The following is a 19,111-nucleotide window of genomic DNA, read 5'->3' as shown; positions in this document are numbered from 1 at the left end:
GATTGCAGGGTGTGGCGGCCTCGATACTGTAGAGCGCAGCGCTGTGGCGGCCGACAACTGGGTAGACGAAATCACTCAGCCTCGATTGCGCAATAAAATATCGCTATGACATAGTTCCTCCTAGACACTCCACTCATTGTGCGTATCGATGTACCAGGGTGGAGGATGACGACGATGGTAACACACGTCTTTGGGGGGCCAGACACCCCTAAGAAGCTTCGTTGCTTACAGGAATATCTCCGAGCCTTTGCTATCGCTCTGCGCGACCAGGAATTCGCTTGCATTTATATCGACGCTTTTGCCGGCTCCGGGACTCGTACGGAAGTCCGCCCCGGTCTTCCTCTCTTCGGTTCAGAAATGGCAGAACCAGAAGAGGTAACCACTCAGGGGTCGGCTAGGATTGCAATCGAAGTCGACCCGCCGATGCATTCTATCGTGCTGATCGAACGGGATAATTCCCGTTTTGCGCAACTCGGTGAACTGATCTCTGAGTATCCCAATCGCAAGATAATTGTTCGAAACGGGGACGCCAACGATCTTGTCCAACGCCTTTGCAAGCGCACAAATTGGCGCGGAGCGGAGACCGTCGGCCGTGGGATTCGTGGCGTTGTCTTCCTCGATCCCTATGGCATGGAAGTTTCATGGGAGACGGTAAAAGCCATCGCAGCAACGGAAGCCTTGGACTGTTGGTATTTCTTTCCGTTGTCAGGTCTGTACCGAAACGCTCCCCATGATCCGGCAAAGCTCGATCCGAGCAAGCAGGCAAGTCTGGATCGCGTTCTAGGGGCAACTGACTGGCGGGAGCGTTGGTATGGTCACGAAAGTGCGCGCCAAGACCTATTCGAAACGAAGGGGCAAGCAGTTCGGCGGGCGGATGTGAACGCTATCGAATCCTACGTGAAGGAGCGCCTGCGCACAGTGTTCAAAGGGGCTGTTTTGGAGCCAGTTCGCCTTCATCATAAAGGGGGCGCGCCACTGGCTTCACTCTTTTTCGCCGTGTCAAACACGAGTCCGGCCGCAGTCGCACTAGCGACAAAGATGGCCTCTCATATTCTCAAATCGGGAAGATCGTCCCAAAGCCGATCACGATAGGTGCGACCTGTTATCTTCTTGTTCTTGCCGCCCCACTGTTTGAAGAAGAACGCCGTGTCGGCATCGGTGCATTGGTCGAAAATCTCGTCCACCCATCGGGTATCTAGCGGCCTAGCCTGCGGTCCGCTTTCGCCTCCGACGATTGCCCAGTGAATGCTTTTGAGATTGGCGCCGGCAACAGACCCGATCAGGGGTTCGAATGAAACAAATCTCACGGCCGCAGGAACCGCCCGGAGTTCATCCAGCCTGTACAGCACCCGACTATCTTCAACACTGGTGCCGAGCCAGACGTTTGGAAGCACATTGAACTCGGGGGAGGAAAGTACTTCCGACATCCTATCTGGCCGCTTTGTCAGAATTTGATAGGTGTGGCGAGGCGTTGCTGCCATGACCTGCCATATCTCAGCGATGAAGGCAGTTGGCACTTCCGCGTGGAAGAGATCAGACATTGAGTTTACGAAGACACGCTTAGGCTTCTTCCATTCTTGCGGAACGGAAATCGATGCGCGGTCGAGCTTAATCTTGCCTGTCCATTTCGCTTTGCCACCGCTTTTGCGTGTCACTCCCACATATTTGTCGACTCCCATGGCTTCCAGCCGAGCAGCCATCCTCATCGCGTAACAATTTGTGCATCCGGCAGTAAGAATTGTGCAGCCGGCGACAGGGTTCCAGGTCGCATCTGTCCATTCGATTGATGTTTCGGCCATCACTTTACCTTCCGTGTTGATGGAAGAGTGGCATAGACATTGTAAACGTCGTTCTAAACATTTGCTAGGAATTTGTTCACAACCGGCTGGCTGTACCACGACGAGCTTGGTGGAGATAGACCAAGTCTAACAGCGGCACTTTCGACGAATTTTCTAACCGGCCGGAGGCCATCTCTCAGTTCGGTCGCCTGTCTTGATTTTGTCACCTCATAAGTTTAAGCGGCAGGCGCACGGTCGGAGCACGCGACGAAGAACCGTGCAGTCCTACACGACGCGTCAATCTGAACGCACCCTTTAATCCGGCAAGGGAGATTCGGCGATGATCAAGGCCTTCGTCGTCGACAATGATCGCCTGCGCCTCGCCGACGATCTCGTGGCCAATGGCGATCAGGTCGTCTGGGCCGACCTTCTCAACCCGACCAAGGAAGAAGAAACAGCGATCGAGACCTGGCTCGGCGTTGCCATCCCGACGCGCGAGGAGATGGAGGAGATCGAGATTTCGAGCCGCCTCTACATCGAGGACGGCGCCTACTTCATGACCGCCACCTTGCCGGCGCAGACCGAAATCGATGATCCCTTGATGTCACCGGTTACCTTTGTGCTTGCCGGCCCGAGACTGGTCACCATCCGCTATCATGAGCCGAAGGCGTTCAAGACCTTTCCCCTGCGCGCCGAGAAGGTGGCGACAGGCTGCACCACCGGCAACACCATCCTGATCGGCCTGCTGGAGGCGATCGTCGATCGCCTAGCCGATATTCTCGAACGCGCCGGCCGTGACATCGAGACGATCTCGCGCGACATCTTCGAGGCGCGGTCGACCAAGGTGAACAAGCGCAATCGCGACTTCCAGGAACTGCTCAAGGCCATCGGCCGCAAGGAGGACATCGCCTCCTCGATCCGTGACAGCCTGATCTCGTTGCAGCGCCTCACCGGCTTCCTTGCCCACGTCGCGACCCAGATCAAGATGAGCAAGGACGTCCGCGCCCGCATCAAGACCGTATCGCGCGACGTGCTGTCGCTCGCCGACCATGCCACCTTCCTGTCGCAGAAGATCTCGTTCCTGCTCGACGCGACGCTCGGCATGATCTCGATCGAGCAGAACGCCATCATCAAGATCTTCTCGGTCGCCGCCGTCATCTTCCTGCCGCCGACGCTGGTGGCTTCGATCTACGGCATGAATTTCGACGTCATCCCGGAGCTGAAATGGGAGCTCGGCTATCCCTTCGCCATCGGCCTGATGATCCTGTCGGCGATCCTGCCGTTCTGGTATTTCCGCCGCCGCGGCTGGTTGTAGGCCCAATAGAATTCGCTTGACCAAACGCCGCCCGGACGGCATCCGGATGCCCGGTAATCGTACAACCGGATTGGGATCATGACCGCAAAAAGCTGGGCCTACGAGGATTTCACCGAGGGCGCATCGATCGACCTCGGCGCCAAGCAGGTGAGTGCGGCCGAAATCATCGAATTCGCCACCGAATTCGACCCGCAGCCGATGCATCTCGACGAAGCCGCCGGCAAGGTCAGCATCCTTGGCGGCTTGGCCGCCTCCGGCTGGCACACCTGCGCGATCTTCATGCGCATGCTGTGCGACGCCTTCCTGCTCGACTCGACCGCGCAAGGCGCGCCCGGCATCGACCAGGTCAAATGGAAGAAGCCGGTGCTGGCCGGCGACACACTGGCCGGCAGCACCAGCGTGCTTGCCAGGCGCCTGTCGAAATCCAGGCCTCAGCTCGGCCTCGTCACCTTGCGCAGCGAACTGTTCAACCAGCGCGGTGAAAGCGTCTTCGAACTTGAGAACACTGTCATGTTCTTGACCCGCGAGGCCGGCGCATGAGCCTCGACGCGTTCTTCCGCATCGGCGATACCATCAACCTCGGTTCGCACACATTCGAAACCGAGGCGATCAAGGCGTTCGCCTGCAAATACGATCCACAGGTCTTTCATGTCGACGAGGAGGCGGCGAAGAAAAGCGTGTTCGGCCGCCTCTGCGCCTCAGGCTGGCACACCGCGGCCACCTGGATGAAGCTCAATCTCAAAAATCCTATGGACGCTTCTCAATGGACCGGACCCGGCCCGGTACCAGAATTCGGCCCCTCCCCCGGCTTCAGGAACCTGAAATGGCCAAAGCCGGTCTATGCCGGCGAAACCGTCACCTTCACCCGCACGGCCGTCTCCCACCGCCCGCTGGCCAATCGCCCCGGCTGGCGGCTGCTCGCGCTGCGCTCGGAAGGATTCGATTCGACGGGCGACAAGGTGCTGGAGTTCGACAGCGCGGTGCTGGTGAAGGCTGGGTAGGGCTAGGGTTTAGGCAGTAGGGATTAGGCAGCAGTGGGTGCTGCGCCTTGCACGGAATGCGGAGCTTCCTCCCAACTCCCTACTCCCTACTCCCTACTCCCTACTCCCTACTCCCTAATGCCCCTCAAACCCGATCAACGTCCGCACCGGCACGCCCAGCGCTTCGAGCTTCGCCCGTCCGCCGAGATCCGGCAGGTCGATGACGAAGCACGCGGCAAGAATATCGGCGCCGATCTGCCTCAGCAGCTTGACCGCCGCCTCCGCCGTGCCGCCGGTCGCGATCAGGTCGTCAACCAGGATCACCTTCTCGCCCGGCGCAACGCCGTCCTTGTGCATCTCCATCTCGTCCAGCCCGTATTCCAGGCTGTAGGCGACGCGTACCGTCTCGTAAGGCAGCTTGCCCTTCTTGCGGATCGGCACGAAACCGGCCGAAAGCTGGTGCGCGACCGCACCGCCGAGGATGAAGCCGCGTGCCTCGATGCCGGCGATCTTGTCGATCTTCTGCCCGGCATAGGGATGCACCAGCTCGTCGATGGCGCGGCGGAAGGCGCGCGCATTGCCGAGCAAAGTGGTGATGTCGCGAAACAGGATGCCGGGCTTGGGGTAGTCCGGAATGGTGCGGATCGCGGCGAGCAGCGTGTCTTCGAGCGAGGATTTCATGGGTCGAGATTACCTGAAACGGAGGTTGTTGCGCGACAATTGTTCGATCGAACTGCAGCCCATCAGCTTCATGCCGCGCTCGATCTCGATCCGCATCTGCTCCAGCGCCCGCTCGACGCCCGGCTGTCCGGCCGCCGCTAGCGGGAACAGGTAATAGCGGCCGACGCCAACAGCCTTGGCGCCGAGCGACAGCGCCTTCAGCACATGGGTGCCGCGCTGCACGCCGCCATCCATGATGACGTCTATTCTGTCGCCGACGGCATCGACGATCTCGGCCAACTGGTCGAACGCCGCCCGCGAGCCGTCCAGCTGCCGGCCGCCATGGTTGGACAGCACAATGCCGCTGCAGCCGATCTCGACGGCGCGCTTGGCATCCTCCACCGACATGACGCCCTTGAGACAGAACGGACCTCCCCACAGTCTGACCATCTCGGCAACATCGTCCCAGGTCATCGACGGATCGAGCATCTCGGTGAAGTAGCGGCTGATCGACATCGTGCCGCCGCCCATGTCGACATGCTCGTCGAGCTGCGGCAGCTTGAACCCCTCATGGGTGAAATAGTTGATCGCCCAGCCCGGCTTCAGCGCGAACTGCAGCATGCCGGCAAGGTTGAGCTTGAAGGGGATGGCAAAGCCGGTGCGCTTGTCGCGCTCGCGGTTGCCTCCGGTGATGCTGTCGACGGTCAGCATCATCACTTCGACTCCAACCGCTTTCGCCCGCTGCATCATCGCCCGGTTGAGGCCGCGATCCCGGTGGAAATAGAACTGGTAGACCTGCGGGCTGCTGCTGATCTTGCGCGCTTCCTCAAGACTGACAGTGCCGAGCGAGGACACGCCGAACATCGTGCCGAATTTGGCCGAAGCCTTGGCCACCGCGCGCTCGCCTTGATGATGGAACAGCCGCTGCAAGGCGGTCGGCGAGCAATAGACGGGCATGGCCAGCTTCTGGCCCATCACCGTCACCGACATGTCGATCTCGCTTACCCCGCGCAGCACGTTGGGAACGAGGTCGCAGCGCTCGAAGCTCTCGGTGTTGCGGCGATAGGTGACCTCGTCGTCGGCCGCGCCATCGATGTAGTTGAAGATTGGCCCAGGCAACCGCTGCTGGGCCATGCGCCGGAAATCGGAAAAGTTGTGACAGTCGCGTAGCCGCATCATCGATCCCAAATGCCCCTTTAGCCCGCGATCCGCCGGGCGCGCGTGCAATACCAATCGCATGGCGCCGTGCCAACGGACTTCTTACTGGACGGCTGCTGCGCCAAGATGCGAACCATGCCCGGTTTGGCAAGCAAAAAGGGCGTCCGAAGACGCCCTTTCCATTTCCGAGGAATAAGATGCGGCTTAGTGCGCCACGCCTTCCCACACCTTGCGCTTGGTCAGATACATCAGCGCCCCGAACAGAAGCAGAAACACCAGCACGCGGAAGCCGGTCTTCTTGCGGTCTTCCATATGCGGCTCGGCCGCCCACATCAGGAACGCCGAGACGTCGCGCGAATACTGGTCGATCGTCTGCGGCGAACCGTCATCGTAGGTCACCTGGCCGTCGGAGAGCGGCTTGGGCATCTTCAGCGACACGCCGGACATGAAGTATGGATTGTAGTGGGTGCCTTCGGGGATCACCATGCCGGCAGGTGGCGTCTCGTCGTAGCCGGTCAGCAGCGAATGGATGTAGTCCGGGCCGCCCTGCGCATATTGCGTGAAGATATCGAAGACGAAGCGCGGGAAGCCGCGCTCGACGCCGCGCGCCTTGGCCAGCAGCGACATATCCGGTGGGGCAGCGCCGCCGTTGGAAGCGGCAGCCGCCTCCTCATTGGCGAACGGCGCCGGGAAATGGTCGGACGGCTTGCCCGGGCGGTCGAACATGTCCCCGGCATCGTTGGGTCCATCATGGATGGTGTACTCGGCCGACAGGGACTTGATCTGCGCTTCCGAATAGCCGAGGTCCTCCAGCGTGCGGAACGCCACCAAATTCATCGAGTGGCAGGCCGAGCAGACTTCCTTGTAGACCTTCAAGCCACGCTGCAGCTGCGCCTTGTCGTAGGTGCCGAACGGACCGGCAAAAGTCCAGTCCATCTCCTTCGGCTCGTGGATCGGGAAATGCGTCGGTGCCGCCGCGTTGTGCGCCTCTTCAGCGGCGATCGCCACACTGCCGACGGCTCCGATGCCAGCGGCAAACACGCCTAGCAGGGCGAGCGAGGTGAGAATCTTTTTCATGCCAAATCCCCTTAGATTCTCACTCAGCCTTTGGTTTCCGGCGCGGCGGTCGCACCGGCCGGATGTCCCCCTCCGGCACCCTTGTTCTTCTCCAGCACCGCCTCGGTGATCGAATTCGGCAGTCTGCGTGGCGTCTCGATCAGGCCAAGCACCGGCAGGATGACGAGGAAGAAGGCGAAGTAGAACAGTGTCGCCGCTTGAGCGTAGCCAACGTAGTTGCCCGAGACCTCACCTATCAGGAGGGTCAACAGACCGCCGCCTTCCGCCGGCTGCGAGCCAAGCCAGCCAAGCAGGACAGCGTCGGCGACGAACAGCCAGAAGAACAGCTTGTACCAGGGCCGGTAGACCGCCGAGCGCACCTTGGAGGTGTCGAGCCACGGCACCAGGAACAGCATGACGATGGCGCCGAACATGCACAGCACGCCACCGAGCTTGGAGTTGATCGGCCCGATGTTGAAGGTGATCGCGCGCAGGATCGCGTAGAACGGCAGGAAGTACCATTCCGGCACGATGTGGGCCGGCGTCTTCAGCGGGTTGGCGATCGTGTAATTGTCCGGATGGCCGAGAAAGTTCGGCAGGTAGAAGACGAAATAGGCGAAGAAGAACAGGAACACGATCATGCCGAATGCATCCTTGATGGTCGCATAGGGCGTAAAGGCAACGGTGTCGGTCTTCGATTTCACCTCGATGCCGGTCGGGTTCGACTGGCCGACCACGTGCAGCGCCCAGACGTGCAGCACGACGACGCCGGCGATCATGAACGGCAGCAAATAGTGCAGCGCAAAGAAGCGGTTGAGCGTCGGGTTGTCGACGGCGAAACCGCCGAGCAGCAGTTCCTGGATCCAGTTGCCGACCAGCGGAATGGCGCTGAAGAAGCCGGTGATGACGGTGGCGCCCCAGAAGCTCATCTGACCCCAAGGCAGCACATAGCCCATGAAGCCGGTCGCCATCATCAGCAGATAGATGATGCAGCCGAGGATCCACAGCAGCTCGCGCGGCGCCTTGTAGGAGCCGTAATAAAGCCCGCGGAAGATGTGGATGTAGACGGCGACGAAGAAGAACGAGGCGCCGTTGGAATGCATGTAGCGCAACAGCCAGCCCGAATTGACGTCGCGCATGATCTTCTCGACCGAATTGAAGGCGAGGTTGGTGTCGGCGGTATAGTGCATGGCCAGCACGATACCGGTCAGGATCTGCGCCACCAGCATGATCGTGAGGATGCCGCCGAAGGTCCACGCATAGTTAAGGTTGCGCGGCACCGGATAGGCGATGAAGCTGTCATAGACCATGCGCGGCAGCGGCATGCGGGCGTCGAACCAGCGTTCGATACCGGTCTTGGGCGTATAGGTCGAGTGTCCCTCGCTCATCGAATTATCCCCTGCCTCAACCGATAAGGATTTTGGTATCGGAAATGAACTTGAATACCGGCACGGCCATGTTTTCCGGCGCCGGGCCTTTGCGGATGCGGCCGGCGGTATCGTACACCGAACCGTGGCACGGGCAGAACCAGCCGCCGAAATCGCCTTCCTGGCCAAGCGGAATGCACCCCAGATGCGTGCAGACCTGCACCATCACCATCCAGGCTTCCTTGCCGGGCGTGGTGCGGTTGGCGTCGGTCGCCGGCGCATCGGCGGGCAGATTGGCGTTGCGGGCAATAGGATCCTTGAGATCGGCAAGGTTCACGGCTTCGCCGTCCTTCATCTCCTGCTCGGTGCGATTGCGCACCACGACCGGCTTGCCGCGCCATTTGACGATCAGCGACATGCCAGGCGTCAGCGAGGCGACATCGACCTCGACCGAGGCCAGCGCCAGCGTCGAGGCATCGGGGCGCATCTGGTCGATGAACGGCCAGGCGACGGCACCTGCGCCAACCACTGCGGCCATGCCGGTGGCGACGTAGAGAAAATCACGACGGTTGGGATCCTGGGTGTCGGTTGCGCTCACGGGTGCCTGATCCTTTCGCCTCTTCCGAGCCGGCGGCCGAGCTTTGTCCCCGCTCCATCGCGCCGGCCCGACAGCGCATGGCGAACAAGCTAGCGAATTCCTCCGGCATTTGGATTTCGGTTTATGCGTGAAGCCCGTTTTTGTCCAGCGGGCTGAGGCCACAAGGGCAGATTGTCGCGGGCGTTCCGCACGAAGAGAAATTTGACGAGCTTGGCCGAATGTAGCAATATGTCTACATCTTCCGGATGGAGGTGTTGATATGAATATCTCGACGAAGACGATAACCATCATGTCGAGCCGTGAATTCAACCAGGACACGGCGCATGCCAAACGGGCAGCCAAGAACGGGCCGGTCATCATTACCGACCGCGGCAAGCCCTCCCATGTGCTGATGTCGATGGAGGAATATCAGCGTTTAGAGAAGAAGCCGAGAAGCCTCGCGGACGCGATTGCCGATGATCGCCCCGAAGCAGATTTCGACTGGGAACCACCTCGCCTGGAAGGACCGTTTTTCAAGATTCCCGAACTCGACTGATGTTCATTCTTGACACCAATGTCGTTTCGAATCTGCGTCGTCGGGACAAGGCCGATCGCAACGTTTTGGCCTGGTCAGAGACCCACGACATCGCCAGCTTTTTCATGTCGGTCATTTCGATCCTGGAACTCGAAATCGGAACATTGCTCTTGTCGAGGAAGGATACTCGCCAGGCCACCATGTACCGTGAGTGGTTGGATCAGACACTCATTCCACAGTTTGACGACCGGATATTGAGCATAGACACGGCTGTTGTCCTGCGTTGCGCAAACCTCCACGTTCCCGATCCAAAGCCGGAGCGCGACGCCCTCATAGCCGCTACCGCGCTCGTCAAAAACTTGACAGTCGTGACCCGCAACACCAAGGATTTTGAAGGCACCGGCGTGAAGCTTTTCAACCCCTGGATACCGACGAAGGGTTAGAGGCTATGGCACACATCATCGACCGCGAGACCTGGACCAGGACGCCCGGCCGCTGGCAGGGCGAACTGCAATGCGGCGCCTACGGCTCCAACTCCTGCCTGATTTTCAACTATCAGGAAGAGATTGGCGGCGGCCCGCGCCTGCACACGCATCCCTATTGTGAGATATTCATCATCCGGCAAGGCACCGGCCTGTTCACGATCGGCGACCAGCAGATCGAGGCCACGGCCGGCCAGATCCTGATCGTGCCGCCCGATACGCCGCACAAATTCACCAATCTTGGCCCAGGCCCGCTCGAAACGACCGACATCCACGAAAACGGCAGCTTCATCACCGAATGGCTGGAATGAATGTTGCCGGCTGATGACCTCTAGCTTGCACCGAGCCTGACCAGCACGGCCCTTGGGATATCGTATTCGCGGATGACCGACTCATGCCGGCGCAGGCCGCAGAGTTCACGCTGGATGAAATAGGCGTGCACCGCTGCGGCAGCCTCCTTGAGCAGCCGCGGTCGCTGCTCCTTGTCGTCGTTGTTCTGACGGAGCTTGGCCAGCGTTTCCTCGACCCGTTGGCCGGCACGGCCGAGCGCTGCGGCCTTTTCAGCCAGTATCTCATGGCCAAGCGCGTCGAACGCGGCTTCGGCAGCCGAGGCGCCTAGGGATGGCGGACGCAGTGACATCTCAGCCTCCTTTTCTGTCTTGAGAGAGCATCATGCGGTGCGTGACGAATTCTTCGCCCACCACCGGCTGGAAGCCAAGCCGTTCATAGAACCCAAAGGCTTCTTGTGGCGCGCGGGTGTTCAGCACGGCAAAATGCTGACGTGCCCTGTCAATGACGGTCTCGACCAGCATGCGGCCAATGCCGCTGCGGCGGTGACGCGCGCTGACGAACAGGTGCCTGACCCGGCCGTGGTCCCGGCCTTCGAAATAAGGATCGATGTTCAACCCGCACACACCAGCGAGTTCTCGGCCATGCCATGCACCAAACAGCGCCTCGCCTCGTTTCAGGAACTTGTTGCGGCCGCCCGCCCAGCCATCCGCCAGCCGCACCAGCATCCAGTAGCCCTCCAGCCGGCTCTCCTCCTTCAGCGCGTCGAAGGCCGGCGCGGTTGGCCGCAGCCGCTTGAGGACGTAGCCGATATCAGGCGACGCTGCCATGCCCTACTCCGCCGGCCGTGTCTCTTCCAGCACGCTTTCCTCGTGGTAGAGGAAGCCGCCGGACTGCCGCTTCCACAGCCGCGCATAGAGCCCGTCGAGCGCCACCAGCTCGTCATGCGTGCCCTGTTCGACGATGCGGCCTCCGTCCAGCACCACAAGACGGTCGAGCGCGGCGATGGTCGACAGCCGATGAGCGATGGCGATGACAGTCTTGTTCTCCATCAGGCTGGCGAGATTCTCCTGGATCGCCGCCTCGATGTCGGAATCGAGCGCCGAGGTCGCCTCGTCGAGGATCAGGTTCGGCGCATCCTTGAGGAAGACGCGGGCGATCGCGACGCGCTGGCGCTGGCCGCCCGACAGTTTCACGCCGCGCTCGCCGACAAAAGCCTCGTAGCCGGTACGGTCCCGGTTGTCGCGCAGGCCCAATATGAACTCGTGCGCCTCGGCCTTCTTCGCCGCCGCGATCACCTCGGCGTCGGTCGCGTCCGGCATGCCGAGCTTGATGTTGTCGCGCAGCGAGCGGTGGAACAGCGCCGTGTCCTGGCTGACCACGCCGATATTGGCGCGCAGCGAGTTCTGCGTCACCTCGGCGACGTCTTGCCCGTCGATCAGGATTTTCCCGCTCTCGAGGTCGTAGAGGCGCAGGATGAGATTGGCTAAGGTCGTCTTGCCCGCACCGGACGGCCCGACCAGCCCGACCTTCTCGCCAGGCTTGACCACAAGGTCGATGCCATTCAGCACGCCAAAACCCTTGCCGTAGTGGAACTCGACATTCTTCACCTCGATGCGGCCGCCGGCGACGACAAGCTCTTTCGCATCCGGCGCATCGACAAGGCCAAGCGGCTGCGAGATCAGCGCCTTGGAGTTTTCCAGCACGCCGAGGTTTCGCAAAATGCCGTTGAGCTGCATCATCACGCGCCCGAGCAGCATGTTGAGCCGTAGCACCAGGGACAGCGTGAAGGCGACGGCGCCGACAGTGATCGACCCTTCGACCCAGAGATAGACGGCAAAGCAGCCAATCGCGGTGATCATGATGCCCGACAGCGTCGTCAGCGCCATTCGCACGCCGGTCAGCCGGCGGGTGAAGGGCCGTAGTGCATCGAGATAGATGTCGAAGCCGTTCTTGATGTAGCGGTCGTCGCCGTCGGCCGAGAACAGCTTCAGCGTCTGCACGTTGGAATAGGAATCGATGATGCGCCCATTGATCATCGAGCCCGCTTCAGCCGTCGCCTCGGCATGCCTGCGGATCGAGGGCAGATAGAGCTTGGCCAGCCAGGCGAAAGCGAGGATCCAGATCACCACCAGCACGGCCAGGCGCAGATCCAGCCCGGCGACCAGCGCCAAGGTCGTCACCGTATAGATGAGCATGAACCAGATGACCTCGATGAAGCTCTCCATCAGGTCGCCGGTCGCCTGCCCCGCCTGCCAGACTTTTGTCGCGATACGGCCGGCGAAATCGTTCTGGAAGAAAGTGTAGGACTGCCGCGACACATGCCGGTGTGCCTGCCAGCGCACCAGATTGTAGAAGCCCGGCGTGATCGTCTGTTCGTTGACCAGCGCCGACAGGCCGACGACGACGGTGCGGATGACCAGCACCACTGCGATCATGAAAACAAGCTCAGGCCCGGCGGCGGTCCACAGCGCGTCCCAGCTGCGTTCACCGGGAAGCTGGTCGAGAATATCGACCAGCCGCCCGACGAAGTAGAAAAGCCCGGCCTCGATCAGCGGCGCGATGCCGCCGATGACCAGCATGGCGAAGAAGGCGAACTTCGCCTGGCCGACATAGTGCCAGAGGAAGCCGCCGACGCTTGGCGGTGGCCGAAGGTCCGCCGGCTCCCTGAACGGATAGACCCAGTCCTCGAACCAGCGATAGACGGCTGTCATCATGCTGACGTCATCACTCTGCGGCTTCACCCTTCACGCCGATGTCGTTGGCAACGGCGTCATTGGCGGCATCGACCGGACCGTCGTCGAGCAGGAACCCGCCCGACTGGCGCTGCCAGAGCTGCGCGTAGAGCCCGCCGCTGGCAACGAGTTCCTCGTGCGACCCTTCCTCGATGACACGGCCCTTGTCGAGGACGACGAGCCTGTCCATCGCCGCGATGGTCGACAGCCGGTGCGCAATGGCGATGACGGTCTTGCCTTGCATGAGCTTGTAGAGATTCTCCTGGATGGCGGCCTCGGCTTCGGAATCCAGCGCCGACGTCGCTTCGTCAAGGATAAGTATCGGTGCGTCCTTCAACATAACGCGAGCAATGGCGATGCGTTGCCGCTGGCCGCCGGACAATTTGACGCCGCGGTCGCCGACATGAGCATCGAGCCCTTTACGTCCGGTGTGATCCGAAAGCCTGCCGATAAACTCCAGCGCCTCGGCCCGCCCGGCTGCCTCGACAAGCATTTCCTCCGTCGCATCGGGCCGCCCGTAAAGGATGTTGTCGCGCACCGAACGATGCAGCAGCGAAGTGTCCTGCGTCACCATGCCGATCTGCGCGCGCAGCGAATCCTGCGTCACCGAAGCGATCTCCTGGCCGTCGATCAGGATCCGGCCGTTCTCGAGGTCGTAGAACCGCAACAGGAGATTGACCAGCGTCGACTTGCCCGCACCCGAGCGCCCGACAATGCCGACTTTCTCGCCGGGCTTCACCGTCAGCGACAGGTTCTCGATGACGCCCTTCTGCTTGCCATAGTGGAAACGAATGTCGTCGAAGCGGATCTCGCCCTTGGTGACGGCAATGTCCTTCGCCCCCGGCCGGTCTTCGACCAGGCGCGGCAGCGAGATCGAGGCGATGCCGTCTTGCACCGTGCCGATGTTCTCGAACAGGCTCGACATTTCCCACATGATCCACTGCGACATGCCCCACATACGGAGCACGAGGCCGATGACCACGGCGACGGCGCCGATCGTCACCGCCTGGCCGAGCCACAGCCACAGCGCCAGCGCCGTCACCGAAAACAGGAGCAGCGCGTTGAGGATATAGAGCAGCCCGTAAAGCACCGTCACCAGCCGCATCGACCGGTAGACCGTGTCGAGGAAGCCTGCCATGCCTTCTTTGGCGAACGTTGCTTCGCGCCGTGCATGGGAAAACAACTTGACCGTCTGGATGTTGGTGTAGCTGTCGACGACGCGGCCGGTCATCGTCGAGCGCGCATTGGCCTGCGCCTCGCCGACCTTGCCCAGCTTCGGGATGATATAGCGCAACAACCCGATATAGCCGAGCAGCCAGACGCCGAGAGGTGCCGCCAGCCGCAAGTCGGCCGAGCCGACGATGAACAGCATGCCGAGGAAATAGACGATGACGTAATTGAGCACCTCGATCACCTTGATGACGCATTCGCGCACGGCGAGTGCCGTCTGCATCAGCTTGGTGGCGATGCGGCCGGCAAATTCGTCCTGGTAGAAGCTCATCGACTGCTTCAAGAGATAACGATGCACCTGCCATCGGATGCGCATGGGGTAGTTGCCCATCAGCGTCTGCTGGTTGAGCAAAGAATGCAGCCATACCGTACCCGGCAGCGCGAACAGCACGACGAAGGCCATGCCGGCAAGCTTCCAGCTCTCGGTCTGCAGGAAGGTTTCGCGGTTCTGCCCGGACAGCCAGTCGACGATGTGGCCCATGAAGCCGAACATCCACACTTCCGCGATGGCAATCGCCGTCACCAGCACCGCGTCGACGATGATGTATGGCCAGGCGCCGCGCGTATAATGCACGCAGAAGGCAACCAGCGTCTTCGGCGGCTCGACCGGTTCCGCTGCGGGGAACGGATCGAGCCTTCTTTCAAACCAGCTAAACATAGTGATGCTCACAAAACTTTTGTCCGCTCATGCGGCGCGGGAAAAATCCCCGGGGCGCTCCGCGTCCCCAGACCGTACGTCGGCGGGGACCGACGGCCCGGAATCACCCGGGCCATCGGTCCTGCTTCGCGCAATATAGGGACTTGCGGGCTTTTCACCGACAGAAGCCTTCGACTGAGCTGACGGCACGCCGCCGCCAGTCCGGTTTTTCGCGCCCGGCCGGATCAGCCGAATGATCCGGCGCACCAGCGACGGCCGGCTGTGGTCGGGAACCGCACGCGAGAAATCGACATCCGGCAACATGCCGCGATGCGGACGCCGGCGCGTCTCGGCGTGAACCGCCGACGAATTGGTCTCGCCGACCAGCAACGCCCAGGTCGCCGTCTTGCGTTCGTGCAGGCTTCTTGAACCCGGTATCTTATAGGGATCGAACATCGGTCCGTCCTCCGTGTGAGAATAGACATAAGAAGGCGAAGCAATGTCGTGCGCCGGCATTCGGCCGGAGGCACGGATTGCATCCGTCGGGACACGAGGATAGCACTCGGTCGCGACATGCTCAGCTGGGGCTCTGGGCCCCTTTAACCGGTTGAAAAACATCGCAGGATTCCTTCGAGAGCCGAAAATTGGGTTCGGCGGGAATCGGTGCGATCAGATCTAAGAAATCAGGTAAATCGTCGTACCGAAACCGCCGGCAGGCAGGTAAGCCCACGGGAGGGGCGCAGGATGTGCATGGTCATCATGAAATACCCCTCCATCGGTTCGGGTTGACAATGCCTGCGGTATAATCGACTTCGCAGAAAATGGCCACCCGCAGGTCCAGCAATTTCCACAACCAGCCACCCGCTGTGGCCGATCTGCCACTTATTAGAAAGACGCGGAAATGAACCACCGTCTCCGCATCGCCCTCTACCAGCCTGACATCGCCGGCAACACCGGAACAATCCTGCGCTTCGCCGCCTGCCTCGGCCTTGGCGTCGACATTATCGAACCAGCCGGCTTTCCGCTCTCCGACAAAGCGCTCAAGCGCGCCGGGATGGACTACCTCGAAATGGCTGCCCTGACCCGGCATGTCGACTGGAACGCCTTCGAGGATTGGCGCAAGGGCCAAGCCTGCCGGCTGGTGCTGCTCACCACCAAAGCCGCGACCCCCTATACGGGCTTCAGCTTCGCCCAAGGCGACATCCTGCTGTTCGGCCGCGAATCCGCCGGCGTGCCGGATCCTGTCCATCAGGCGGCGGATGCGCGGCTGACGATCCCGATGCAGCCGGGCACGCGCAGCATCAACGTCGCGCTGTCCGTCGCCATGGTCGCCGGTGAAGCCATCCGGCAACTCGGCTAGAACCTTCAACGCGTTGTCGTCATCGCCAACGGCCCTTGCGTCTTGCATCATTCTCACCCAGGCGCACATCGCCTTCTCCTCAATTGCCCTATCGACATTTCCTGGCTACAAGCTCAACTTAAGTTGAGGTCAAGCGGAAAATCGAGATGGCTCCGGTAAAGGAATTGACGGTCGGCCAGTTGGCCATGCGCAGCGGCGTGGCGGTGTCGGCGCTGCATTTCTACGAGGCGCGCGGGCTGATCCGCAGCCACCGCACGTCGGGCAACCAGCGGCGCTATGGCCGCGACGTGCTGCGGCGGGTGGCGATCATCCGGATCGCCCAGGAGGTCGGCATCTCGCTGGCCGAGATCGGCGCCGCACTTGAATCGCTGCCAGAAGGCCGTACCCCGACGCGCGAGGACTGGAACCTGTTGTCGACCGGCTGGCGCGACGACCTCGATCGCAAGATCACTCAGCTAAAGAAGCTGCGCGACGGCCTTACCGACTGCATCGGCTGCGGCTGCATGTCGATCGACAAATGCCCGCTGCGAAACAGGGAAGATCGCTTGAGTGCGCAAGGGCCGGGCGCAAGGCGACTGCTTGTGGAATCCTAATCCGCCGCGGGCAGCCGCCGTATGGTGAATTCGATTACGTCGCCCGGCCGCTCGAACCAGCTTTCGATCTCGGTCCAGTAGGCCTGCTTGGGAAAACGCTCGAACCATTCCTTGGCCTTGAGCCGCGCATCGGGGCGCGGCAGGACGAAGGTCTCGCGCAAAAACCCGTCACGCGGCATGCGCTCGCGCTCGGCGCGTGAACGATCGAGCCTTTTCTTCAGGCCATGCAGCGGCGGTCTTGCCGGCGTGCGCATGAAAGAACTCCTGGGCCGAACCAGATGACACTTGACCCTTGCCCCTAAGAGATTAGGGATCGCGCCCGGAAAAGGCTAGTGGTCCGATTCCAACATTCGCCTCCCTAATCCCCAGGCGCCGTTGCGAATGTTGGAATCACAAGGACCACTAGCAAGTTTATGTTTCTGGTGGAGTTTTCGAATTTGACATTTGCATCGTGCCCTGCGCCACGCTGTGTGCAAATGTCAAATTCACTCCACTAGGTCCTTTGTCGGCCGCGACCGGAGACAGCATTTTGGAACGACCAGAAATACCGGCAGGCCTGCCACCCGACATCGAACAGAAGAAAATGAAGGCTAGGCTCTGGTTCGAGACGCTGCGCGAGCGCATTTGCACAACCTTCGAGCAGATCGAACAGGAACTGCAGGGACCACTGGCCGAATGGTCGCCCGGCAGCTTCGAGAAGACGCCGTGGGAACGCGACAATGGAAAGGGCGGCGGCGGCGCCATGGCGATGATGCGCGGCCGCGTCTTCGAGAAGGTCGGCGTCCATACTTCGACCGTCTATGGCGAATTCTCGCCCGAATTCAGGAAGCAGATGCCCGGCGCCGAGGAAGACCCGAGCTTCTGGGCATCAGGCATTTCGTTGATCGCGCATCCCTGGAACCCCAACGTGCCGGCCGTGCACATGAACACCCGCATGGTCGTGACGTCGCGCCACTGGTTTGGCGGCGGCGCCGATCTGACGCCGGTGCTCGACCGCAACCGCACGGAAGATCACCCCGACACGGTCGCCTTCCATCGAGCCATGCAGTTCGCCTGCGAGAAGAACGCTGCGATCGCCGACCACCCCAAATTCAAGGCCTGGTGCGACGAGTATTTCTATCTGCCGCACCGCCACGAGCCGCGCGGCGTCGGCGGCATCTTTTTCGACTGGCTGCATTCGGGGGAGGAGAAAGGCGGCTGGAATGCCGATTTGAACTTCGTCCAGGATGTCGGGCGTTCTTTCCTTGTCGTCTACGGACACCTGGTTCGCGCCCATTTCAACGAGAACTGGACCGACGACGACCGCGACGAGCAGCTCATTCGCCGCGGCCGTTACGTCGAATTCAACCTTCTTCACGATCGCGGCACCATCTTCGGCCTGAAGACCGGCGGCAATGTCGCTTCGATCCTGTCCAGCCTGCCGCCGGAGGTCAGGTGGCCGTAAAAAATCGGTGAGCGAAACGTGAGCCGCATTGACGTCCCATTCGCCGAATCTGGGCAGCCAATGTGGCATCGCCATTATCTTTTTCGTCTAATAGGCGATTGAAATAAAACGACTATTTGTCGTTTCGGGCCGGGAAGCGCCGGCGGTTCAGTCCCGAACCGCGACACGACGCTACCGGACGGCCCTGAACAAGGCGGAGCATTTTCCAAACGGATGCCCGCATTTCCAGGAGTATTACATGCGAAAGCTCATTGTTTCGGCAGCCGCCGCTGCCCTTCTCGCTTCCGGCTCGATTGCCTTTGCCGCGGTCAAGCACACCACGGGCACGGTCAAGACCTATGATGGCACGGCCATGAGCCTCGTTCTGGACGATGGATCGACCTTTACGCTGCCCAAGACCTTCAAGGATCCTGGCCTGAAGGCCGGCGAAAAGGTCCGCGTTTCCTGGGACATGAGCGGCAAGAACAAGGTTGCCGAGTCCGTCAAGATCGTGAAGTGACCGGGACAAGACCGAACGGTCTCGCCTTTGGCTTAGCCTGACAAGAGGGGCGGAGCAGCGCTGCTCCGCCTTTTTCGCACCACGGCAACCAAAATGGTCGAACCGTGTTATGCTAGCTCCCCCGTGCGTGCCCCCGAAACCGACTGCTGTGACAGGGCGCGGAACAGAGATGGCGGAGCTTCGTGTGCCCATGAGAGGCACAGGCTCCAAGGAGGAAAGGAGAAAATCCCATGAAGGAATTCCATTGCGGCTCGCTCGTTCCCGGCTGTGAGTGGCACACGCGTGCCGGTGAGGAAGCCGAGGTCATGCGCCGCGCCGTCGACCATATGCGCGAGACACATGGCGAAACGGTCATTCGCGAGACGATGATCGAGGCGATCCGCTCGCGCATCGAGAAAGTTCGCGACGCGGCCTGAG

Annotated in this window: 24 protein-coding genes; 12 read left to right on the top strand and 12 right to left on the bottom strand. The window is 61.1% G+C overall.

The window, feature by feature from the left end; translation table 11 throughout:
- Positions 1–174 precede the first annotated feature (174 nt).
- Positions 175–1,092 carry a three-Cys-motif partner protein TcmP gene (locus tag X750_RS1000000164890; protein ID WP_245260951.1) on the top strand — a complete coding sequence of 306 codons (918 nt, stop codon included), beginning with the start codon at positions 175–177 and terminating at the stop codon, positions 1,090–1,092.
- Here the strand turns inward: X750_RS1000000164890 and X750_RS143610 are convergent.
- A complete protein-coding gene (locus X750_RS143610; RefSeq protein WP_023705910.1) occupies positions 1,047–1,799 on the bottom strand; it encodes a DUF5131 family protein in 753 nt (250 codons plus the stop codon). The two genes, X750_RS1000000164890 and X750_RS143610, sit on opposite strands and share 46 nt — an antisense overlap.
- Before the next feature lie 319 nt (positions 1,800–2,118).
- Here X750_RS143610 and corA point away from each other — a divergent pair, with 319 nt between their 5' ends.
- The 3 genes from corA (at position 2,119) to X750_RS143625 (ending at position 4,094) form a co-directional block, all read left to right on the top strand.
- Positions 2,119–3,093, top strand: a complete 975-nt coding sequence (gene corA / locus X750_RS143615) for a magnesium/cobalt transporter CorA (protein WP_023670034.1) — start codon at positions 2,119–2,121, stop codon at positions 3,091–3,093.
- A gap of 78 nt (positions 3,094–3,171) precedes the next feature.
- Positions 3,172–3,633 carry a MaoC family dehydratase gene (locus tag X750_RS143620; RefSeq protein ID WP_023748157.1) on the top strand — a complete coding sequence of 154 codons (462 nt, stop codon included), beginning with the start codon at positions 3,172–3,174 and terminating at the stop codon, positions 3,631–3,633.
- Positions 3,630–4,094 carry a MaoC family dehydratase gene (locus X750_RS143625; protein WP_023748156.1) on the top strand — a complete coding sequence of 155 codons (465 nt, stop codon included), beginning with the start codon at positions 3,630–3,632 and terminating at the stop codon, positions 4,092–4,094. Before X750_RS143620 ends, X750_RS143625 begins: the two co-directional genes overlap by 4 nt.
- 114 nt (positions 4,095–4,208) lie before the next feature.
- Here X750_RS143625 and X750_RS143630 read toward each other — a convergent pair whose 3' ends face one another.
- From X750_RS143630 to petA, 5 genes are all read right to left on the bottom strand, one after another.
- Entirely contained in the window at positions 4,209–4,754 is a 546-nt protein-coding gene (locus tag X750_RS143630) for an adenine phosphoribosyltransferase (RefSeq protein ID WP_013529989.1), read from the bottom strand.
- Positions 4,755–4,763: 9 nt separating this feature from the next.
- The gene (locus tag X750_RS143635; protein ID WP_023670030.1) at positions 4,764–5,909 is read right to left on the bottom strand and encodes an alpha-hydroxy acid oxidase; all 1,146 of its coding nucleotides are present in this window, start codon (positions 5,907–5,909) and stop codon (positions 4,764–4,766) included.
- A 186-nt stretch (positions 5,910–6,095) separates the two neighbouring features.
- Entirely contained in the window at positions 6,096–6,968 is an 873-nt protein-coding gene (locus X750_RS143640; RefSeq protein WP_023670029.1) for a cytochrome c1, read from the bottom strand.
- 23 nt (positions 6,969–6,991) lie between these two features.
- A complete protein-coding gene (locus X750_RS143645; RefSeq protein WP_023670028.1) occupies positions 6,992–8,335 on the bottom strand; it encodes a cytochrome b N-terminal domain-containing protein in 1,344 nt (447 codons plus the stop codon).
- Between the two features lie 16 nt (positions 8,336–8,351).
- A complete protein-coding gene (gene petA / locus X750_RS143650; protein ID WP_023670027.1) occupies positions 8,352–8,912 on the bottom strand; it encodes a ubiquinol-cytochrome c reductase iron-sulfur subunit in 561 nt (186 codons plus the stop codon).
- A 259-nt stretch (positions 8,913–9,171) separates the two neighbouring features.
- Here petA and X750_RS143655 point away from each other — a divergent pair, with 259 nt between their 5' ends.
- From X750_RS143655 to X750_RS143665, 3 genes are read left to right on the top strand one after another with little or no spacing between them, the layout of a single operon-like run.
- Positions 9,172–9,447 carry a type II toxin-antitoxin system Phd/YefM family antitoxin gene (locus X750_RS143655; protein ID WP_023701566.1) on the top strand — a complete coding sequence of 92 codons (276 nt, stop codon included), beginning with the start codon at positions 9,172–9,174 and terminating at the stop codon, positions 9,445–9,447.
- The gene (locus tag X750_RS143660) at positions 9,447–9,869 is read left to right on the top strand and encodes a type II toxin-antitoxin system VapC family toxin (RefSeq protein WP_023724964.1); all 423 of its coding nucleotides are present in this window, start codon (positions 9,447–9,449) and stop codon (positions 9,867–9,869) included. Before X750_RS143655 ends, X750_RS143660 begins: the two co-directional genes overlap by 1 nt.
- A 5-nt stretch (positions 9,870–9,874) precedes the next feature.
- On the top strand, positions 9,875–10,219 hold the full coding sequence (locus X750_RS143665) for a cupin domain-containing protein (protein ID WP_023724965.1): 345 nt from the start codon (positions 9,875–9,877) through the stop codon (positions 10,217–10,219).
- 20 nt (positions 10,220–10,239) lie between these two features.
- Here X750_RS143665 and X750_RS143670 read toward each other — a convergent pair whose 3' ends face one another.
- The 5 genes from X750_RS143670 to X750_RS0133350 are packed head-to-tail and all read right to left on the bottom strand — an operon-like array spanning position 10,240 to position 15,254.
- Positions 10,240–10,548, bottom strand: coding sequence for a DUF6665 family protein (locus X750_RS143670; RefSeq protein WP_023724966.1), 309 nt, complete (start codon positions 10,546–10,548; stop codon positions 10,240–10,242).
- 1 nt (position 10,549) lies between these two features.
- Entirely contained in the window at positions 10,550–11,026 is a 477-nt protein-coding gene (locus tag X750_RS143675; protein WP_023691590.1) for a GNAT family N-acetyltransferase, read from the bottom strand.
- A gap of 3 nt (positions 11,027–11,029) precedes the next feature.
- The gene (locus tag X750_RS143680) at positions 11,030–12,913 is read right to left on the bottom strand and encodes an ABC transporter ATP-binding protein (RefSeq protein WP_023748155.1); all 1,884 of its coding nucleotides are present in this window, start codon (positions 12,911–12,913) and stop codon (positions 11,030–11,032) included.
- Between the two features lie 10 nt (positions 12,914–12,923).
- A complete protein-coding gene (locus X750_RS143685; protein WP_023705915.1) occupies positions 12,924–14,819 on the bottom strand; it encodes an ABC transporter ATP-binding protein in 1,896 nt (631 codons plus the stop codon).
- Between the two features lie 27 nt (positions 14,820–14,846).
- Positions 14,847–15,254 (bottom strand): hypothetical protein, encoded by a 408-nt coding sequence (locus tag X750_RS0133350; protein WP_023748154.1) that lies wholly within the window; start codon positions 15,252–15,254, stop codon positions 14,847–14,849.
- A gap of 445 nt (positions 15,255–15,699) precedes the next feature.
- On the opposite strand from X750_RS0133350, the gene X750_RS143690 reads away from it, so the two are divergent.
- Together X750_RS143690 and soxR are read left to right on the top strand one after the other, a co-directional pair.
- Complete coding sequence (locus X750_RS143690) at positions 15,700–16,158, top strand: tRNA (cytidine(34)-2'-O)-methyltransferase (RefSeq protein ID WP_023670018.1); 459 nt, start codon at positions 15,700–15,702, stop codon at positions 16,156–16,158.
- A 146-nt stretch (positions 16,159–16,304) separates the two neighbouring features.
- Positions 16,305–16,751: a redox-sensitive transcriptional activator SoxR gene (gene soxR / locus X750_RS143695; RefSeq protein WP_023691595.1), complete on the top strand. Its 447-nt coding sequence runs from the start codon at positions 16,305–16,307 to the stop codon at positions 16,749–16,751.
- On the opposite strand, the gene X750_RS143700 is transcribed toward soxR, so the two are convergent.
- Positions 16,748–17,005 carry a hypothetical protein gene (locus tag X750_RS143700; protein WP_023683688.1) on the bottom strand — a complete coding sequence of 86 codons (258 nt, stop codon included), beginning with the start codon at positions 17,003–17,005 and terminating at the stop codon, positions 16,748–16,750. The two genes, soxR and X750_RS143700, sit on opposite strands and share 4 nt — an antisense overlap.
- 275 nt (positions 17,006–17,280) lie before the next feature.
- Between X750_RS143700 and hemF the strand changes: the two genes are divergently transcribed.
- The 3 genes from hemF (at position 17,281) to X750_RS143715 (ending at position 19,110) form a co-directional block, all read left to right on the top strand.
- Positions 17,281–18,195, top strand: coding sequence for an oxygen-dependent coproporphyrinogen oxidase (gene hemF, locus X750_RS143705; protein WP_023695814.1), 915 nt, complete (start codon positions 17,281–17,283; stop codon positions 18,193–18,195).
- 238 nt (positions 18,196–18,433) lie between these two features.
- Entirely contained in the window at positions 18,434–18,694 is a 261-nt protein-coding gene (locus X750_RS143710) for a DUF1344 domain-containing protein (RefSeq protein WP_023670014.1), read from the top strand.
- Positions 18,695–18,924: 230 nt separating this feature from the next.
- Positions 18,925–19,110: a DUF1059 domain-containing protein gene (locus X750_RS143715; RefSeq protein WP_023670013.1), complete on the top strand. Its 186-nt coding sequence runs from the start codon at positions 18,925–18,927 to the stop codon at positions 19,108–19,110.
- Position 19,111: the final 1 nt, after the last annotated feature.

It is taken from the genome of Mesorhizobium sp. LNJC391B00 (assembly GCF_000502535.1).
GTDB lineage: Bacteria > Pseudomonadota > Alphaproteobacteria > Rhizobiales > Rhizobiaceae > Mesorhizobium.
The sequence above is the reverse complement of the archived record's forward strand: the minus strand, read 5'-3'. Positions and strand labels throughout refer to the sequence as shown.

Excerpts from the sequence above, each read along its gene's own strand:
- X750_RS1000000164890 (WP_245260951.1), top strand. The coding sequence starts at position 175 with ATGGTAACACACGTCTTTGGGGGGCCAGACACCCCTAAGAAGCTTCGT.
- X750_RS143610 (WP_023705910.1), bottom strand. The coding sequence starts at position 1,799 with ATGGCCGAAACATCAATCGAATGGACAGATGCGACCTGGAACCCTGTC.
- corA (WP_023670034.1), top strand. The coding sequence starts at position 2,119 with ATGATCAAGGCCTTCGTCGTCGACAATGATCGCCTGCGCCTCGCCGAC.
- X750_RS143620 (WP_023748157.1), top strand. The coding sequence starts at position 3,172 with ATGACCGCAAAAAGCTGGGCCTACGAGGATTTCACCGAGGGCGCATCG.
- X750_RS143625 (WP_023748156.1), top strand. The coding sequence starts at position 3,630 with ATGAGCCTCGACGCGTTCTTCCGCATCGGCGATACCATCAACCTCGGT.
- X750_RS143630 (WP_013529989.1), bottom strand. The coding sequence starts at position 4,754 with ATGAAATCCTCGCTCGAAGACACGCTGCTCGCCGCGATCCGCACCATT.
- X750_RS143635 (WP_023670030.1), bottom strand. The coding sequence starts at position 5,909 with ATGCGGCTACGCGACTGTCACAACTTTTCCGATTTCCGGCGCATGGCC.
- X750_RS143640 (WP_023670029.1), bottom strand. The coding sequence starts at position 6,968 with ATGAAAAAGATTCTCACCTCGCTCGCCCTGCTAGGCGTGTTTGCCGCT.
- X750_RS143645 (WP_023670028.1), bottom strand. The coding sequence starts at position 8,335 with ATGAGCGAGGGACACTCGACCTATACGCCCAAGACCGGTATCGAACGC.
- X750_RS143655 (WP_023701566.1), top strand. The coding sequence starts at position 9,172 with ATGAATATCTCGACGAAGACGATAACCATCATGTCGAGCCGTGAATTC.
- X750_RS143660 (WP_023724964.1), top strand. The coding sequence starts at position 9,447 with ATGTTCATTCTTGACACCAATGTCGTTTCGAATCTGCGTCGTCGGGAC.
- X750_RS143665 (WP_023724965.1), top strand. The coding sequence starts at position 9,875 with ATGGCACACATCATCGACCGCGAGACCTGGACCAGGACGCCCGGCCGC.
- X750_RS143670 (WP_023724966.1), bottom strand. The coding sequence starts at position 10,548 with ATGTCACTGCGTCCGCCATCCCTAGGCGCCTCGGCTGCCGAAGCCGCG.
- X750_RS143675 (WP_023691590.1), bottom strand. The coding sequence starts at position 11,026 with ATGGCAGCGTCGCCTGATATCGGCTACGTCCTCAAGCGGCTGCGGCCA.
- X750_RS143680 (WP_023748155.1), bottom strand. The coding sequence starts at position 12,913 with ATGATGACAGCCGTCTATCGCTGGTTCGAGGACTGGGTCTATCCGTTC.
- X750_RS143685 (WP_023705915.1), bottom strand. The coding sequence starts at position 14,819 with ATGTTTAGCTGGTTTGAAAGAAGGCTCGATCCGTTCCCCGCAGCGGAA.
- X750_RS0133350 (WP_023748154.1), bottom strand. The coding sequence starts at position 15,254 with ATGTTCGATCCCTATAAGATACCGGGTTCAAGAAGCCTGCACGAACGC.
- X750_RS143690 (WP_023670018.1), top strand. The coding sequence starts at position 15,700 with ATGAACCACCGTCTCCGCATCGCCCTCTACCAGCCTGACATCGCCGGC.
- soxR (WP_023691595.1), top strand. The coding sequence starts at position 16,305 with ATGGCTCCGGTAAAGGAATTGACGGTCGGCCAGTTGGCCATGCGCAGC.
- X750_RS143700 (WP_023683688.1), bottom strand. The coding sequence starts at position 17,005 with ATGCGCACGCCGGCAAGACCGCCGCTGCATGGCCTGAAGAAAAGGCTC.
- X750_RS143710 (WP_023670014.1), top strand. The coding sequence starts at position 18,434 with ATGCGAAAGCTCATTGTTTCGGCAGCCGCCGCTGCCCTTCTCGCTTCC.
- X750_RS143715 (WP_023670013.1), top strand. The coding sequence starts at position 18,925 with ATGAAGGAATTCCATTGCGGCTCGCTCGTTCCCGGCTGTGAGTGGCAC.